General features: G+C 61.6%; 13 protein-coding genes and 1 pseudogene. 10 read left to right on the top strand and 4 right to left on the bottom strand.

Annotated elements, in window-relative coordinates; translation table 11 throughout:
• Window positions 1–117: 117 nt before the first annotated feature.
• Window positions 118–1,293, top strand: coding sequence for a zinc-dependent alcohol dehydrogenase (locus tag FJW04_RS23130; protein ID WP_140663633.1), 1,176 nt, complete (start codon window positions 118–120; stop codon window positions 1,291–1,293).
• A 9-nt stretch (window positions 1,294–1,302) separates the two neighbouring features.
• The gene (locus FJW04_RS23135; protein ID WP_140663635.1) at window positions 1,303–1,851 is read left to right on the top strand and encodes a hypothetical protein; all 549 of its coding nucleotides are present in this window, start codon (window positions 1,303–1,305) and stop codon (window positions 1,849–1,851) included.
• Between the two features lie 177 nt (window positions 1,852–2,028).
• Here FJW04_RS23135 and FJW04_RS23140 read toward each other — a convergent pair whose 3' ends face one another.
• On the bottom strand, window positions 2,029–2,289 hold the full coding sequence (locus tag FJW04_RS23140; RefSeq protein WP_140663637.1) for a hypothetical protein: 261 nt from the start codon (window positions 2,287–2,289) through the stop codon (window positions 2,029–2,031).
• A gap of 425 nt (window positions 2,290–2,714) precedes the next feature.
• On the opposite strand from FJW04_RS23140, the gene sdhD reads away from it, so the two are divergent.
• Window positions 2,715–3,104, top strand: coding sequence for a succinate dehydrogenase, hydrophobic membrane anchor protein (gene sdhD, locus FJW04_RS23145; RefSeq protein ID WP_015316581.1), 390 nt, complete (start codon window positions 2,715–2,717; stop codon window positions 3,102–3,104).
• Between the two features lie 89 nt (window positions 3,105–3,193).
• On the opposite strand, the gene ctaD is transcribed toward sdhD, so the two are convergent.
• Window positions 3,194–4,852 carry a cytochrome c oxidase subunit I gene (gene ctaD, locus FJW04_RS23150; RefSeq protein ID WP_140663638.1) on the bottom strand — a complete coding sequence of 553 codons (1,659 nt, stop codon included), beginning with the start codon at window positions 4,850–4,852 and terminating at the stop codon, window positions 3,194–3,196.
• 307 nt (window positions 4,853–5,159) lie between these two features.
• Between ctaD and FJW04_RS23155 the strand changes: the two genes are divergently transcribed.
• The 3 genes from FJW04_RS23155 to FJW04_RS30040 all read left to right on the top strand — a co-directional run bounded on the left by FJW04_RS23155 (window position 5,160) and on the right by FJW04_RS30040 (window position 7,067).
• Entirely contained in the window at window positions 5,160–6,212 is a 1,053-nt protein-coding gene (locus tag FJW04_RS23155; RefSeq protein ID WP_246673973.1) for a DUF2243 domain-containing protein, read from the top strand.
• 200 nt (window positions 6,213–6,412) lie between these two features.
• Window positions 6,413–6,754, top strand: a complete 342-nt coding sequence (locus tag FJW04_RS30455; protein ID WP_051041273.1) for a hypothetical protein — start codon at window positions 6,413–6,415, stop codon at window positions 6,752–6,754.
• 43 nt (window positions 6,755–6,797) lie between these two features.
• The gene (locus FJW04_RS30040) at window positions 6,798–7,067 is read left to right on the top strand and encodes a hypothetical protein (RefSeq protein ID WP_051041272.1); all 270 of its coding nucleotides are present in this window, start codon (window positions 6,798–6,800) and stop codon (window positions 7,065–7,067) included.
• Window positions 7,068–7,208: 141 nt separating this feature from the next.
• On the opposite strand, the gene FJW04_RS23165 is transcribed toward FJW04_RS30040, so the two are convergent.
• Both FJW04_RS23165 and FJW04_RS23170 read right to left on the bottom strand, forming a co-directional pair.
• Complete coding sequence (locus FJW04_RS23165) at window positions 7,209–8,936, bottom strand: hypothetical protein (protein WP_015316577.1); 1,728 nt, start codon at window positions 8,934–8,936, stop codon at window positions 7,209–7,211.
• A 167-nt stretch (window positions 8,937–9,103) separates the two neighbouring features.
• Window positions 9,104–9,564: pseudogene (locus tag FJW04_RS23170) on the bottom strand (transposase); the annotation flags it as partial.
• Between the two features lie 720 nt (window positions 9,565–10,284).
• Here FJW04_RS23170 and FJW04_RS23180 point away from each other — a divergent pair.
• Genes FJW04_RS23180 through FJW04_RS23195 form a run of 4 tightly spaced genes read left to right on the top strand, consistent with a single transcriptional unit; the run spans window position 10,285 to window position 16,049 of the window.
• A complete protein-coding gene (locus tag FJW04_RS23180; protein ID WP_015316575.1) occupies window positions 10,285–11,478 on the top strand; it encodes a glycosyltransferase family 1 protein in 1,194 nt (397 codons plus the stop codon).
• Window positions 11,471–12,631: a UDP-galactopyranose mutase gene (glf, locus tag FJW04_RS23185; protein WP_140663645.1), complete on the top strand. Its 1,161-nt coding sequence runs from the start codon at window positions 11,471–11,473 to the stop codon at window positions 12,629–12,631. The genes FJW04_RS23180 and glf overlap by 8 nt, the downstream gene beginning before the upstream one ends.
• Before the next feature lie 15 nt (window positions 12,632–12,646).
• Window positions 12,647–14,836, top strand: a complete 2,190-nt coding sequence (locus FJW04_RS23190; RefSeq protein WP_246673975.1) for a sugar nucleotide-binding protein — start codon at window positions 12,647–12,649, stop codon at window positions 14,834–14,836.
• Entirely contained in the window at window positions 14,796–16,049 is a 1,254-nt protein-coding gene (locus FJW04_RS23195; RefSeq protein ID WP_224720450.1) for a beta-glucosidase, read from the top strand. Before FJW04_RS23190 ends, FJW04_RS23195 begins: the two co-directional genes overlap by 41 nt.
• The last annotated feature ends 49 nt before the right edge of the window (window positions 16,050–16,098 follow it).

Raw genomic sequence — 16,098 nt, forward strand, 5'->3', positions numbered from 1 at the left:
ATCGGTCCGCCGTTGCGGTTCGACAGGCAGCGGACACAGTCGATCCAAAGAAGCATCGGCCCGCTTACGACAGGCGCGAGGTCCCACCCCTAGATCTTGCGGGCAGAGGAGCAAGCTATGCGGGCGTTGGTCTGGCACGGCAAGGAAGACATACGCTGCGATCAGGTTTCCGATCCGGAAATTGTGGATGAGCGTGACGCCATCATCAGGGTGACGAGTTGTGCGATTTGCGGCTCCGACCTTCACCTCTACCATAATTTTGTGCCGGCCATGCTGCCCGGCGACATCATGGGCCACGAGATGATGGGGGAGGTCGTGGAGGTCGGGAAGGGAGTCAACGGCGCTCTGAAGAAAGGCGACCGGATCGTCGTGCCGTTCACCATAATCTGCGGTGAGTGCGACCAGTGCAAGCGACAGAACTTTTCGGTTTGCGAACGCACGAACCGTAAGAAGAATCTCGGTGACAAGGTGTTCGGGCACACCACCGCGGGTCTGTTTGGATACACTCATCTGACCGGCGGCTATCCCGGGGGACAGGCGGAGTACATGCGGGTGCCGTTCGCCGACGCCACGCACGTGAAGGTGCCTGACAGCCTTACCGACGAGCAGGTCCTCTTCCTCGGCGACATCTTTCCCACAGGATGGCAAGCCGCGGCTCAGTGCGAAATAGAGCCCACCGATACCGTTGCGGTGTGGGGCTGCGGCCCAGTTGGGCAGATGGCGATACGCAGCGCCCTGCTGCTCGGCGCGAAACAGGTGGTGGCGATCGATTGCCTGCCGGAACGGCTGTCGATGGCCGCGGCAGGCGGTGCCATAGCCATCAATTTTGCCGAGGAAAGTGTCGTTGAACGGCTGCAGGAACTCACCGGTGGGATGGGTCCTGAGAAGTGCATCGATTGCGTCGGCATGGAAAGCCACGTCTCGCTGGCCCAGCCCGATACCCTCTACGATCGCGCAAAGCAGTTGATGCTGATGGAAAATGATCGACCGCACGTTCTGCGTGAGATGATTTATGTCTGCCGGCCGGCCGGCGTGATCTCGATCCCCGGCGTCTACAGCGGGCTGGTCGACAAGCTCCCGATGGGACCGGCAATGAACAAGGGGCTCACGTTCCGCATGGGGCAGACCCATGTCAACCGTTGGACCGAGGATCTGTTACGCCGCATCGAAGATGGCCAGATCGACCCGTCCTTCGTCATCACCCATACCGTCGGGCTTGAGCAGGGACCCGAAATGTACAAGGTGTTTCGCGACAAGCAGGACAGCTGCATCAAGGTTGTACTGAAACCGTAGGAAATCGTCATGACCGTGGTTGCTAAAGTTTCCAACATCACCCGATCGCCTGGCGATCCCAAAGTCCTGAAGGCTGGGCCGAGTGTGGTCGGCGCCTCCGACGGCCTTGCCCGCAAGCTCGGCTGGTTCAGCATCGTGCTTGGTGCCGTCGAGTTGCTTGGCGCCGAGCGGATGGCCGGCGCGCTCGGGATGAGCGGCAAGGAAGGGCTGATCCGCGCCTATGGGGCGCGAGAAATAAGCAGCGGCATACTCTCGCTTTCGGTGGACAAGCATGCCGGGCTGTGGAGTCGGGTGGCTGGCGACGGCCTGGACATCGCGACATTGCTGACGGCGTATCGGGATGACAACCCAAAGCGCGACAATGTGGGCCTTGCGCTTGCCATGGTCGCCGGTCTTGCACTGCTCGACATCATCGGTGCGAAAGGCGTGACCGGGCGCCACTCACGCAACGGAACCAAGCCGCGCGACTACAGCGATCGCAGCGGCTTTCCCCGAGGCGCTGCAGTAGCCCGAGACCTTGCCCGCTCGCAGCGCCGCCGGGAGGCCGGCGCAGCCTGACAGAGTTGCCGAGCCCATGGCGGCATGCGACCCGCGACAGGTCGTGTCCCAGAGGGGGTTGGTCTCGGCGACCCTACGTTGATAGAACAGGCTGGGCCGTGATCATGACCGTCGAGTGGCCGTTCTGTGCGTCAGAAGCATCGGGGCACGGTAGCCCGCAATGTGTTCGGGCGATCCTCAGGCCGAGCCGCTTTCGGGCAAGTCGGTCTCTTCCGCCACCTCTTTTCGCAGATCTCGGCGCAAGCGTTCCGCTTCGTCGGAATTGTTTTCGTCGTCAGTCCGCTCAAGTTCGCGATCGATCGTCTCGCGCGAGCCTTCCACCGGATCCTGTTGCGGAGATGTTTTCGGGCCGGTTTCCATCTTGCCTTTGTTCGGAACGGCGCAGTCGAGAGATTTCGACATCTTTAGCTTCCCTTCGTCTGCCAACATGACCGACATTTGGAATGAGTATCGTCGGACCCTGCCGAACCGGATCGTCGATGATTTGTTCCGGGCTAAACCCCGGTTTCGTTTTGCCCGTCCGCATCAGGCGATGCCCCTCCCCCGTTCCAAGTTTCGCTGAAATTCCTGTGTTTGGCGCCACCGTTGCAACGGAACTACAGCCGCGCAGAGTCGAACCGGTGAAGGCCCCGCTGGTCAAGCAGACCGATGCGGGTCCGCCTCAGCATCTCGCTGCTTGAAAGCGAGTTGTGGAAAGCTGGCAGTCGCAGGAACATTTGATGGCGTTCAGGGTATCAGCTAACAGCCTATAAAGCCCGCCTCGCTGGACTTGAGAGCGTGCTTGCAACCTATGCACCCATCGGGCGTTGGACAGCAACAGCTCGGGTGATGCGCAACGCACCAAGTGATTTGCGGGAAGCAATATGGCTGACAGGCGCTCAATCAGAACTCCGCTGGCTCGAGTGCGGGGCCTTGGATCGGCTAAACATGGAACCGAAGCGTTCATACTGGAACGGCTGACATCTGCTGCACTGTTGATCCTGGTCATTTACATCGTCGCGGTCGTTATCAGGCTGATCGGAGAGCCTCGAGATGTCGTCGTGCGCGTCATCGGGTCGATCTATGTCGCACCCGCCCTCATCGCCTTCATTTTGGTCAACTGCATCCACATGCGGCTGGGCATGCAATCGATCATCGAAGACTACTGCCACGCGACCGTGCTGAAATCGGTTCTGCTGATCGCCAACTGGTTGTTTTGCTGGGCGGTAGCCCTCGTCAGCTGTTTCGCCGTGCTCGTGATCAGCTTCCGATAGGCGGAGGTTCTCCCTTCAAGATCACGGCCTGCGCGGCGCGCCTTCCAACTCAGCACCGTCCCGTCACCTGTCGCGCGCGGCAGCCGCCATCATTCGATTCTCGGGAGCTTGTCCCATTGATGGAAAGGGGGTGGAGAGGTCAACTCCCACTCCAATGTGGTGGCTCCTGCTCCCCATGGGTTCATGCCGGCCGCCCTTCGCCGGGAGAAAGCCTCCAAGATGCCGAAGAGGAAAACCACGACACTCGCGGCCGACAAATATGATCCGTACGATGAAATCATGTTCCAGCCGGCGAATGCGTCGGGATAGTCGATATAGCGACGCGGCATGCCCGCCAGGCCAAGGAAGTGATGGGGGAAGAAGACGAGGTTGACACCGACGAAGGTCGTCCAGAAATGGATTCCAGCCAGAAGCGGGTTGTACAGATAGCCCGTCATTTTCGGGAACCAGTAATACCAGCCCGCGAATATGCCGAAGATCGCTCCGAGTGAAAGTATGTAGTGGAAATGCGCGACGACAAAATATGTGTCGTGCAATTCACGGTCGAGGCCGGCATTTGCGAGTTGGACGCCCGTCACCCCGCCAACAGTAAAGAGGAATATGAAGCCGAGCGCCCAGAGCATCGGCGTCCGCAGGCTGACTGAACCGCCCCACATAGTCGCGATCCAGGAGAACACTTTTATCCCGGTCGGCACTGCGATCACCATTGTCGCGAAGGTGAAGTAGCGCTGAGTGTCGAGGCCTATTCCGCTTGTGTACATGTGGTGTGCCCAGACGACGAAGCCGATCGCCCCGATCGCCACGATTGCGTATACCATCCCGAGATACCCGAAGATCGGCCTTCGCGAGAAAGTCGAGATCACCTGACTTACGATGCCGAAGGCGGGCAGGATCATGATGTACACTTCCGGATGGCCGAAGAACCAGAAGAGATGCTGGTAAAGCAGCGGGTCGCCTCCGCCGTCCGGCGCGAAGAACGTGGTTCCGAAATTGCGGTCGGTCAGGAGCATGGTGATGGCGCCGGCCAACACCGGCAGAGCTAGCAGCAGCAGAAAGCCGGTGATGAGGATCGACCACACAAACAGGGGCATCTTGTGCAGCGTCATCCCCGGCGCGCGCATGTTGAAGATGGTCGTAATAAAATTGATAGCCCCCAGTATAGAGGAGGCACCCGCAATGTGCAGCGACAAGATAACCAGATCGACCGCGGGACCGGGATGGCCGGAGGTCGACAGTGGCGGGTAGAGAAACCAGCCGGTCCCGGAGCCATAGCCGCCCGGCACGCTGGGCACGAAGATCGACAACAAAAGCAGCATGAATGCCGGTGGCAGCAGCCAGAACGAAACGTTGTTCATACGTGGGAACGCCATGTCGGGGGCGCCGATCATGATCGGAACCATCCAGTTGGCGAAGCCGCCGATCAGGGCGGGCATTACGGTGTAGAAGATCATGATCAGCGCGTGGGCCGTCGTGAAGACGTTATAGAGTTGCTTGCCCGCATCGATGGCCTCGTCGCCTTGATAGCCGTAGATCATCGACGCCAGTCCGGGGAAAAACTGGATCCCGGGTTGCTGCAGCTCAATTCGCATGCTCACCGACAAAAGCATACCGATGACGCCCGCGAGGAAAGCGAAGATCAGATAGAGTGTACCGATGTCCTTGTGGTTGGTCGAGAACAGCCACCGGGTAATGCCGCTTGGCCTGTGGTCGTCGCGACTGCCCAGATCTGTTGCGATATGTTCACTCATGACCGTCTCCGCTTGGGCCGTCCGTCAACCAGCACCGAACCGTGCTGGCAGTTGAATGTTCCCCCCACAGACCTGCGTCTGGAACATTCAACGGAAGCCATGGTTTGGCTCAGCGCAGCATCACCCTGCGGAGGAGGATCAGCATTCATGCTGGCGATAATTGCTGCGGCAATGGTTCTGACGACGGTGGTTGGTGGGCTGATATCCGCCTTCTCGATCGAGGCGCGTCACGGCCTCCACGACCCCACGCTAGACCAGTCCACGCCTACGCGACGGCCCACCCCGGCCTGGAGGCAGTGGTCCTGACATGGATGCGATTGCCGAGACGTTCGATCGGAGAATCCGAGCAGGGTGGCTGCTGCTCGGCTTCGCGCTCGGTGGGTTTCTCGACGGCATCGTCCTGCATCAGATCCTGCAATGGCATCATCTTCTCTCGGGCCTCGCCGACCCGGCGGGCTCCAACCTGCGCTTCCAGATCATGGCCGACGGCCTCTTTCACCTTTTCATGTATGTGCTCGCGGTGGCCGGCGCAGTGCTGCTTGTGGCCGCGAGGGCGGCCGGCGCGCGGCCTGGGACCACGACTGAGATCCTGCGGGTTGCCTTGGTCGGGTTCGGCGTCTGGCATATTTTTGATGCCGTTTTGTTCCATTGGCTGCTAGGGCTGCATCGGATCAAGATGAACAGCGACATGCCGCTCGCCTGGGATATGGCGTGGCTCGTCATCTTCGGCATTGTGCCCCTTCTTATGGTGGTGGTGCTGCCCAACCGCGGCGGACCGGCACGCGGCGCGTCGGCAGCGCTTACCAGCATCGTCTTGCTTGCAGGATTGGCAGCGGGCGCCGGCCCGCTCTTCAACGGTGCCGCCAATTCGGTCATCGTCTTTCGGGGCGGCATGGAACCAGCGACGATGATGCGGGCCATTCAAGTCGCCGACGCCCGTCTGAAATGGGTCGACGGCAGCGGCACCGTCTGGGCGGTCGACCGCGTCTCGTGGCGCGGGTTGGTGATCCTTTACGTGCGCGGCGCCCTAGTCGTCAGCACGACGCCAATTATTGCCGGATGCCTCGCCTGGACCGATCCCGCCGGAGCGAGCCCTGACTTCAGATCGCTGCGAGCCATACCTGACAGCCTTATGACTTTCGAACCGGACAGGAGCATCAAGCATGCAACTCGCCAAGAGCAGGCATGGGCGAATCTTGAATTCGCGCATCGTCGTGGTCGGCAGTGGCTTTGCCGGTCTGAAGGTTGCCAAGGCGCTCGGAAGGCGGAGATCGGGGGTGACGATCATCGACCGCCACAATCACCACCTGTTCCAGCCCTTGCTCTATCAGGTTGCAACCGCCGCCCTGTCGGCGCCTGACATCGCCGAGCCAATCCGCAAGATACTGGGCCGCTGTCCCTCGGTTCAGTTCCTCTTCGGCGATGTCGCTGAGATCGGCACCGAGGGCGGGATGCTTGTGCTGGCCGATGGAACCACGGTTCCCTATACATACTGGTCCCGGCAACCGGTTCGCAGCCGTTTTATGTCGGCCAGGACAGCTGGGCTCAGGTTGTCCGGGCTTGAAGACCATCGAGGATGCCGGCACGATCCGGTCGCGATTGCTGCTGTCGTTCGAGCTTGCGGAACGGATAACCTATCCAGTCGAGCAATCCCGGCTAATGACGATCGCCATCATCGGAGGCGGCCCGACCGGCGTGGAACTCGCGGGCTCGATCGCAGAACTCAGCCGGCACACCCTGGCGCGCGACTTCCGTAACATCCGGCCGGAGAAGACAAGCATCATACTCGCCGATGCCGGCGACCGTCTGCAGCTGGCGGATTCTGCGCCTGGAAAGGCTCTGCGTCGAGGTCGCCCCTCGGCAATCGCGTCGAGGCGGTCGAAGCACAGAAGATCACGGTAGGCGGCAAGGTCATCCCGGTGGCCTTGACGCTCTGGGCCGCGGAGTGGCCGCTTCGCCGCTGGCGGCCCGGCTTGGTTTCGGGCTCGACCGCGGCGGCCGGGTGAAGGTTGCATCCGACCTGCAGGTAATCGGCCGTTCCGACATCTTCGCGCTTGGCGACGTGGCGCTGTTCCTCGACGAGAACGGCCAGCCATTGCCGGACCTTTCACAGGGCGCCAAGCAGGAGGGCGAGCACCTCGGCAGGGCACTGGCACGCCGGGTGGATACCGGCGAGGCGTTGCGGCGCCAGGCTGATCGCCGAGGAACGGGTTGAACCGGGTTCACCATCGTCGCCCGTCGCGGAACAGCCAACCCCGAGAGAGGCGTTGCCAGGGATGCGGGCGCCCTCCCCGGCATTGTCCGCGCGCCACCATGAGATTATAGCGCGTGCGTTCGGGGGCTCACCGGGCTGCGCTCAGGGTTGAAAACCAGCCTTCAGCGATCTCAGGAGACGCCCGGCAAACGGTCGTGGTTCAAGAGCCAGCGTGAAAATGCCGGAGGGGTTGAGGAGGGTTTGCGGCCTGGACACCGACAGGGCTGTTTCCCACCCCCAGCTATCGAGCAGCGGGTAGATGGAGTAAGCAAGCAACGGGACGCCAGCCGATGCAGCCGCAGCGCATTCTAGCAGCATCTCCTGGTGCCAGCGCGCGCCATAGTTGAAATAGGGCGTTCCGGTTTCGGTGACCATCATAGGCAGGTGGTAGCGATTGTAGTAGTCGGTGATCACCGCCTCGAGGCCCGCGCGCGCGCCTGAACTGACCTCGCCGGCATAATTCTGGGGCTCGGCACTGAGGTGTTTTCCTTTCGTGTCGAAGTCCTCGTTGTGAGCGTAATAGTCGACCCCGAAAACGGTGTCCCTCTTCATCGTTACCTTGAACTCCCTGTTTAGTTTTCGATGCAGGTCCTGGACTTCCTTCAGCATATGCAGGACCCGCTGCAGGCTGTCCGGCAGCGGCCGGCCGGTCGCCGGGCTGCCGTCGAGATAATGCTTGATGGCCCAATCCAGGGATGTGCGCGACGAGGGCGCGGTCGCGTTCCATTTCGCGAGGTGCTCGGCGGGCGTCATTAGCTCCAGCTTTTCGAAATCCGCTTCGAGCAGCCAGTCCTCTCCAAGAATCAGGTCGCTGCCGAAAAAGCGTATGTGCCGGTTGAACTCATCCCATCCTGGCTTGAAGACCGCTGCCTCGGGGTGGATGTAAAGCATGCGCCGTTTGCTTGGCGCCAGTTCCTCCTCTATGGCAAGCCGCGCCAGCACGGCGGCCTTGGCGACCTGCACGGCACGCTCGATGTAGTAGGTGGTGTGCAACGGGCTTTGCCAACGCGGAAATGCCCCGTTCCACATCTCGCTGTTGAAGCCGATGGTCGTCTCCGGCTCGTTGATCAAGGTCACTGCCTTGATCCTTGGGCCATAGCGATTGATCGCCGCCCGCGAGAAGGCGGCGAAATAGGCTGGCCAGTCCTGATTGAGGTAGTAGCTGGCCCGGCCCTTGGTGCGACCGTCCGGTCCGGCGACCCGGAACCGATCCTCGATGCCGAAATGGTGCAGGTCGAGGCTGACCCGCAGGCCGGCGCGGTCGAGGTCGTCGATCAGCCCGTCATGCGCCAGCCAGGTCTCGTCCCGCTCCGGATCAATCAAGTGGTTCGAGAGGCCAAGCCTGACGTTCAGGATCCCGAGATAAAGCAGACGGGCAGCTAGGACACGCCGCCGCTCGTGGTCAAAGAGGCCTTGGTCGTCGAGGGAATCCCAGCGGTAGCTTTCGTCGCGGGTCAAGGGATTGCCGGATTCGACACCCGTCCAGAGGAAGCTCTTAAGCGACGGCCGCCCATATATCTGCACGTATAAGTCGCTAGTCGCCGCATTCCGCGCGCGCTCGTCGGCTGATGGCGCAACGACCGGTGTCACGGCGCGACTGATCAGGGTCGGCTCATTGAACTGGGCATCTACCGATCGCGGCTCCCGGTCGAGTTGCTCGACAAGAAGGGTCTTCGCTCTTGCCCAGTTGATGAGCGCGGTGTCCGTGTCCCCGGCAAGCGCTGCCCAGCTTTGGGCGAGACTGATAGAAAACAACAGGAGCAACGCCGCGGCGGAACTCAGGCAGGTGTCCGACGGAGCCAGTTTAATGCCGGATGATCGTACGGGCATGGTCTTTCTGCTGCTTAGGCCTCAGGACTTCAGGTCCCCGGGCCGAACTGCAACCTCGCCGCTAAGTTCCTCCTCCGGCAGCGCTTCGATGTGTCGGAATAGTCGAGGGTTCGTGATTGTGCGCGCCAAAGCCGGAGCCTTATTGACGTTCCGTACGCGCTCCGACCATCGCCCTCGATCGGCCGCTCGAGGAAGGCCTTCACCTTGCCGTCGATCTCCTCGCACAGCCGCGAGACCTGGCTCTTGGAGATGCCGCTCATCCCCATGGCCTTGACCAGGTCGTCAACCGATCGGGTCGAGATGCCTTGCACATAAGCTTCCTGGATAACGGCGGTCAGCGCCTTCTCGGCCATGCGGCGCGTTCGAGGAAACCCGGGAGGTAGCTTCCCTTCCTGAGCTTCGGGATGCGCAGCTCGACCGTGCCGGCCCGCGTCTCCCAGTCCCGGTCGCGGTAGCCATTGCGCTGGGCGAGCCGCAGCGGGTTCTTCTCGCCATAGCCACTCCGGTGGCAGCCCCCAACCTCCATTTCCATCAGCCGCTCGGCGGCAAAGCCGATCATCTCCCGCAGCAGATCGGCATCCGGGGTCTTCTCCACGAGCGTGCGCAGGTTCATCATGTCGTCGGTCATCGGTGGTCCTTCCGAAGTGGGGTTGGTGTCAACAACCAAACTCTACCGGAAAGCGCCGATGACCACCGACACGCCGCTCACTCGCTACAGCGCTACTAACGGCGCGCTCGTGAGTGGCTTCGTAACCGCCGAGCTACACCACCCGATGGGACACGACCCGACGACACGAAGTTCATTCCAGAAATCGCGGACGCGGCACGCAACCATCCACAAACCTCCGCGGTGCCGGAGCGGTAGCACCGCAGTGTCTGCATCCGGCGTGACGGTCGCGCCAGGATTATCTCAGGGCAGCGCTCCAACGCCGGTGTATTGCAGCCACTTGCGCGTGTTTGCTTGGCGTCCAGATCAGCTGGGTTGCTACCCTTATTGTTGGCTCTGCCCCTCGCTCTGCCTGCAGTACACCCGCCGCCGCAACGCTTGCTCTTGTTCGGCGAGTTCATCCGGAGGGACTGAGCGAACATGTTTCATGGGCGCTGGACGTTTTACGGCTCGATGCCTCGCCTAAACACGGGCGAACGGCTGCATGGGACGTTCGGCCGGGGCCGCTCTGTGAGTACCACCTCAGCACGTCATGAGATAGAGCTGCCGGCGCGGTATGCCGGCTGCAAACCATAATTCAACATCACTGCCAGCATCATTTAATACATCGTGCGGAACATCCGCGCGACGGCGAGGTTTGGCTGGCACTGAACGCCTCTCATAATATTTCTAAGGACCAAGATGGATATCGATCTTCAGCGTAAAAACAACCACAGGCTGCCACAAATCCGCAGAAGCTTATTGTGCTTCTCTCACCTTAGATGGAACTTCGTTTTTCAAAGACCGCAGCACATTCTAACCCAGGCAAGCCAATGCTACGATGTATTTTTCTTCGAAGAGCCGATTTTTACGGAAGAAACCACTGCCTACCAGAAAAGCTATACGAGCACTGACGGGGTGACGGTGGTCGTGCCGCACATTCCCAGACATCTCAACGGACCGCAGATCACGCGTGCGCAACGCAAGCTGGTTGACGGCTTGGTGGAAAGCCTCGAAGCAACGCCAGCACTGCTGTGGTACTATACGCCCATGGCCCTGCCTCTCAGCCGGCACATTTCCGCTGAGCTTTGCGTCTACGACAACATGGATGAGCTTTCGAGCTTCCGCGCGGCGCCGCCCCGGATGATGGCGCTGGAGCGCGAACTTCTCAGGCGCGCCGATGTCGTCTTCACCGGTGGTCAGAGCCTTTATGAGGCCAAGCAGCATCGTCATCGCAACATCCACCCATTTCCAAGCAGCATCGACAAGGCTCATTTCGGCAAGGCCCGCCTTGCCGGTACGCCGTCTCTCGATCAGGACAGGATCCCCGGCCCCAGGCTTGGTTTCTTCGGCGTCATCGACGAGCGCATGGATCTGGACCTGGTGGATCGCATGGCAGCCTTGCGGCCGGATTGGCAGTTCGTGATGATCGGCCCGGTGGTCAAGATCGACCCGGCAGACCTTCCGCGCCGGCCGAACGTTCACTGGCTGGGCGGCAGGGATTACAACCAGCTTCCTCATTATCTGTCCGGGTGGGACGTCGGCATCATGCCGTTCGCCAGGAACGAGTCGACCCAGTTCATCAGCCCGACCAAGACCCCGGAATTCCTCGCCGCCGGCGTACCGGTGATTTCGACCTCGGTCCGGGATGTTGTCCGGCCGTACGGACAGCTCGGCCTGGTCGAAATCGCGGATACTGCGGAGAAATTCATAGAGCGTGCCGAACATCTGCTGGCTCGCCCGAAGGATGAGTGGCTGCGAAAGGTGGATCGACACCTGTCGGGCATGTCCTGGAGGTCGACCTGGCAGGAAATGCTTTCGCTTATCACGGAGACGCGAGAGCGGCGCACGTCCGGTCCCCAAGCGATACATGCGTCGGAGAGCAGCTATGTTTGATTGGCTGGTTGTCGGCGCCGGCTTTGCCGGGAGTGTGCTCGCCGAGCGCCTCGCCTCCCAGCGGGGAGACCGGGTCCTCGTGGTCGACCGGCGTCCGCATGTCGGCGGCAATGCCTATGACTGCTACGATGAGGCCGGCCTGCTGATCCATAAATATGGACCACACATCTTCCACACCAACTCCGAGCAGGTCTTCGATCATCTTTCGCAGTTCACCGAATGGCGTCCGTATGAGCACAGGGTCCTGGCCGAAGTCGACAAGAAGCTGGTGCCGGTCCCGATCAATCTCGAAACGATCAACACACTGTACGGGCTGGATCTGACGCCGGAGCAGCTCGAGGAGTGGTTCGCTGCGCGCGCCGAGCCGGTCGAGGAAATCAGATCGTCTGAAGACGTGGTGGTGAGTCGTGTCGGGCGTGAGCTCTACGAGAAATTCTTCCGCGGTTATACCCGCAAGCAATGGGGCGTCGACCCCTCGGAACTGGACAAGTCGGTGACCGCGCGCGTGCCGACCCGGACCAATCGCGACGACCGCTATTTCACTGACAAGCTTCAGTACATGCCTGCCGCCGGCTATACTCGCATGTTCGAGCGCATGCTTCATCACCCGAACATCCAGGTCATGCTCAAGACCGACTATTCGCAGATGCGCGAAGAGTTCGCCTACAAGCGGCTGATCTTCACGGGACCGGTCGACGAGTATTTCGGCTACTGCTACGGCCGGCTGCCCTATCGCTCGCTGCGCTTCGAGCACAAGACGCTGCAAAAGGAATGGCACCAGCCGGTGGCCGTCGTGAACTACCCGATGGAGCACGACTACACGCGCGTCACTGAGTACAAGCACCTAACGGGTCAGCAGCATCCCTGGACCAGTTTGACCTTTGAATACCCAACGGCGGACGGCGACCCCTATTACCCCGTACCGACGGCGGAGAACGCCGATCGCTATCGGAGGTACGAGGCCCTGGCGCGTACCACGGAAGACGTCTGGTTCGTCGGCAGGCTGGCTACCTACCGCTACTACAATATGGACCAGGTCGTCGGTCAGGCCCTCGCCACCTACCGGAGAATCGAAGCCTCGGTTCCCAGTGACAACCGCGCCCCTCTTGAGACCGCGGTGTCCAAGATGAGCGGCATTCTGCAAGCGATTTAATGATTGGCGGCGACGATGCGGACCGAGACCATGCAGGCCACGCCGGAGATCTGGGGAGGCGTCGAGTGCAGCATCATTCGGTTGAGGAACCGATGGCGTGACGAATTATCGGAGACGGGACATGCCGGCAGGCTGGACGATCTGGACCGCATCCGGCAGCTTGGCATACGAACGCTCCGGTACCCGCTGCTGTGGGAATCGATCTCGCCGGACAATATCGAAACCGCCGATTTCGCCTGGCACGACAAACGGATGCCGCGGCTGAAAGAGCTAGGCATCGAGGTCATCGCCGGACTGCTACACCATGGCAGCGGCCCCCGCTACACCAATTTGCTCGATCCGGCTTTTCCCGAGCTCCTGGCTCGGCATGCCCGGCGCGTCGCCGAACGCTACCCCGAGATCCGCCGCTTCACCCCCGTGAACGAGCCGCTGACCACAGCCCGTTTCAGCGCTTTGTATGGACATTGGTATCCCCACCGCCGGCACTTGCCAGATTTCGCACGAGCGCTGATCAACCAGTGCCGCGGTGTGGCGCTTGCCATGCGGGCGATCCGCGAGGTGACGCCGCACGCGGCTCTCGTCCAGACCGAGGATCTCGGCAAGACGTTCAGCACGCCATTGCTTGGTTACCAGGCGGATTATGAGAACGAACGCCGCTGGCTGACGTTCGACCTGCTGTTTGGCCGTGTCGAGCGCAGCCATCCATGGTTCTCCCGCCTGATCGATCATGGGATACCGGAGCAGGAGCTCCAGGCCTTCGTCGACGAGCCCTGCCCTCCCGATATTGTGGGGGTCAACTACTATCCGACCAGCGAGCGTTTCCTTGACCACCGCTGCTCCAAGCTCCCAGCTGGAGCCTCGGTCGGCGGCAATGGCCGGCATCACTATGCCGACCTTGAGGCCGTGCGGATGCATCTTCCGCTTGGGTCGGACGGGCCGGAACCCCGCCTGCGCGAGGTCTGTGCGCGTTATGACCGGCCGGTCGCCGTAACCGAAGTTCACCATGGCTGCAGCCGCGACGAACAGCTTCGCTGGCTGAACGAAGTCTGGAGCGCTGCCAATCGGCTCGCTGGCGAAGGCAAGAACATTGCCGCCGTCACCGTCTGGGCCCTGTTCGGATGCGTCGACTGGAACAGCCTGCTGCTGCGCAAAGATGGAGCCTATGAGGCGGGAGCCTTCGACGTCCGCAGTCCATCGCCGCGCATGACCGCCCTGGGAAGTGCGGTACGGGAAATGGCCGGCGGCGCCGGCCTGAAGCATCCGGTTCTCGACAGCCCCGGCTGGTGGCGCCGGGACACGCGGTTCTTCAGCCCACCTTTCGAAACCACCGCCGAACGCAGCGGGGGCGGAGACGCGCGCAAGGTGCTCATCCTCTGCAAGGATGCGGCGCTGGGTAGCGCCTTTTGCCGGATCGCTGCCCACCGGGGGCTGGAATTCATCGCCTTTCCCGCCAATCAGATGGACATCACCGACCCTCATTCCATGCGCCGCCTGCTGCTCAAGTATCGGCCTTGGGCCTTCGTCCACGCCGCCACTCCGCAAGGGGCCGAAGCGGGTCCTGTCGGCTCGATTGGGACGGGCAACGGGCCGGCGGATGGCGCGGTGCTGGCATCTGTCTGTGCCGCCGCCGGTGTTGCGTTGATGACCGTGACGTCGGATGCGCTGGTCGGCAAGACGCTCACCGACCGTTTGGTCGAGAGCAGCCCCATCACCCCGGCATCGGGCATACGCAATCTCAACGCGGCAGCCGAAACGATGGTGATGAAGCATCATCCCGCCGCGCTGGTCATCCGCACGAGCGCCGTCTTCGGACCCTGGAACACCGCAGACGTGCTTTCGCAGCTGCTGGATGAAATCGCAGCCGACCGTTCGCTCCGCTTGCCGGCGGACGCAGTGTGCTCCCCCACTTACCTGCCGGACCTGGCTCATGCCGCGCTCGACCTGTTGATCGATGGCGAGACGGGAATATGGCACCTCGCCAATGACGGCGCGGTCAGTTGGTCCGATTGGGCAAGAGAGGTCGCCCAGTCGGCCGGTCTCGATGCGCGCCTGGTGCTGGGCGATCATGGCCGCGGGGTCCTCGCCCCTGCCGCCCTGGCAAGCGAACGGGGTCAACTCATGCCCTCCCTGGCAAGCGGCATGGGACGCTTCCTCCGGGAGTGTGATGTTCGCTGGAACAAGACCTCGGCTGCCATCGGCAGCTGAGAAAGCGACTGAAGTCCTAGAGGCCGAGATGAGAGAACCGACAGCGTTTAACAGCTTTTTCCTTGGTGGATTCGAGTGCTCGAGCCATCGCCGGGCCGATGGCGTCCGCCTCGATCTGCTTCGCGCCACCAGCCATGACGAAGCGTCCGAGACCGACTATCGCGAACTCCAGCGTCGGGGGATCCGCACCGTGCGCGACGGGCTGCGCTGGCACCTCATCGAGAAAGAGCCCGGCAACTACGACTGGTCGAGCTTTCTGCCAATGCTGCGCGCCGCCGACGCCACAGGGACACAGGTGGTTTGGGATCTCTGCCACTACGGATGGCCCGACCATATCGACATCTTCTCACCGGAATTCGTCGAGCGCTTCGCCCGCTTCGCGGAAGCCGCAGCCCTGGTCATCCACGCCGAGATCGGCTCGGTGCCGTACTTCTGTCCGGTGAACGAGATTTCATACTGGTCATGGGCGGGTGGCGATACCGGCCGGATCAACCCATTCGCGAACGGCCTTGGAGGCCAATTGAAGCGCATCCTGGTAAGAGCCGCCATCGCTGCTATAGACGCGATCCGACGAATCGATTCCCGGGCCCGCTTCATCACCGCGGAACCGTTGATCAATGTGGTCGGCTATCCTCACGATGTCGAGCATCAGCTCGAGGCGGAGGGTTACAGGCTCTGTCAGTTTGAAGCGCTCGACATGCTTGCCGGGCTTCAGGAACCGGAGCTGGGCGGCCGGCCCGAATACCTCGATATCGTCGGCTTGAACTTCTATCCCGACAATCAATGGCTCCTGCACGGCCCGACAATCCCGTTCGGGCACCATGCCTACAAGCCGCTGGCCGACATGCTCGTTGAAGTCGCACAACGCTACAATCGACCCCTCTCGATGTCCGAAACGGGCGCCGAGCGCACGGCCAGGCCATCGTGGGTGCACTATGTCGTGGCCGAGGTCCTCGAGGCCATGCAGCGGGGCGTCCAGATAGAGGGAATCTGCCTCTATCCAATCATCGACTACCCCGGATGGGACAATGGCCGGATGTGCGATGTCGGCCTGCTCGGCCCGATGGGGGAGCACGGCAGGCGTCCAGTTTGCAAGCGCATGGAGGATGAATTGGGCGAGCAGAGCCGAAAACTGCTGGCGCTTCAGCGCGAACTCACGTCAGGGCCATATGCCGGAGGGACCTATGCGGTATCTGAAGCCACAGGCAAGTAGCCCGCTGCCTCCGTTCCTGGAGGGGTCGGCTGCCTTCATAAGGCATTAT

Source organism: Mesorhizobium sp. B2-7-3, from assembly GCF_006440715.1.
In the GTDB taxonomy this organism is placed as follows: Bacteria; Pseudomonadota; Alphaproteobacteria; order Rhizobiales; family Rhizobiaceae; genus Mesorhizobium; species Mesorhizobium australicum.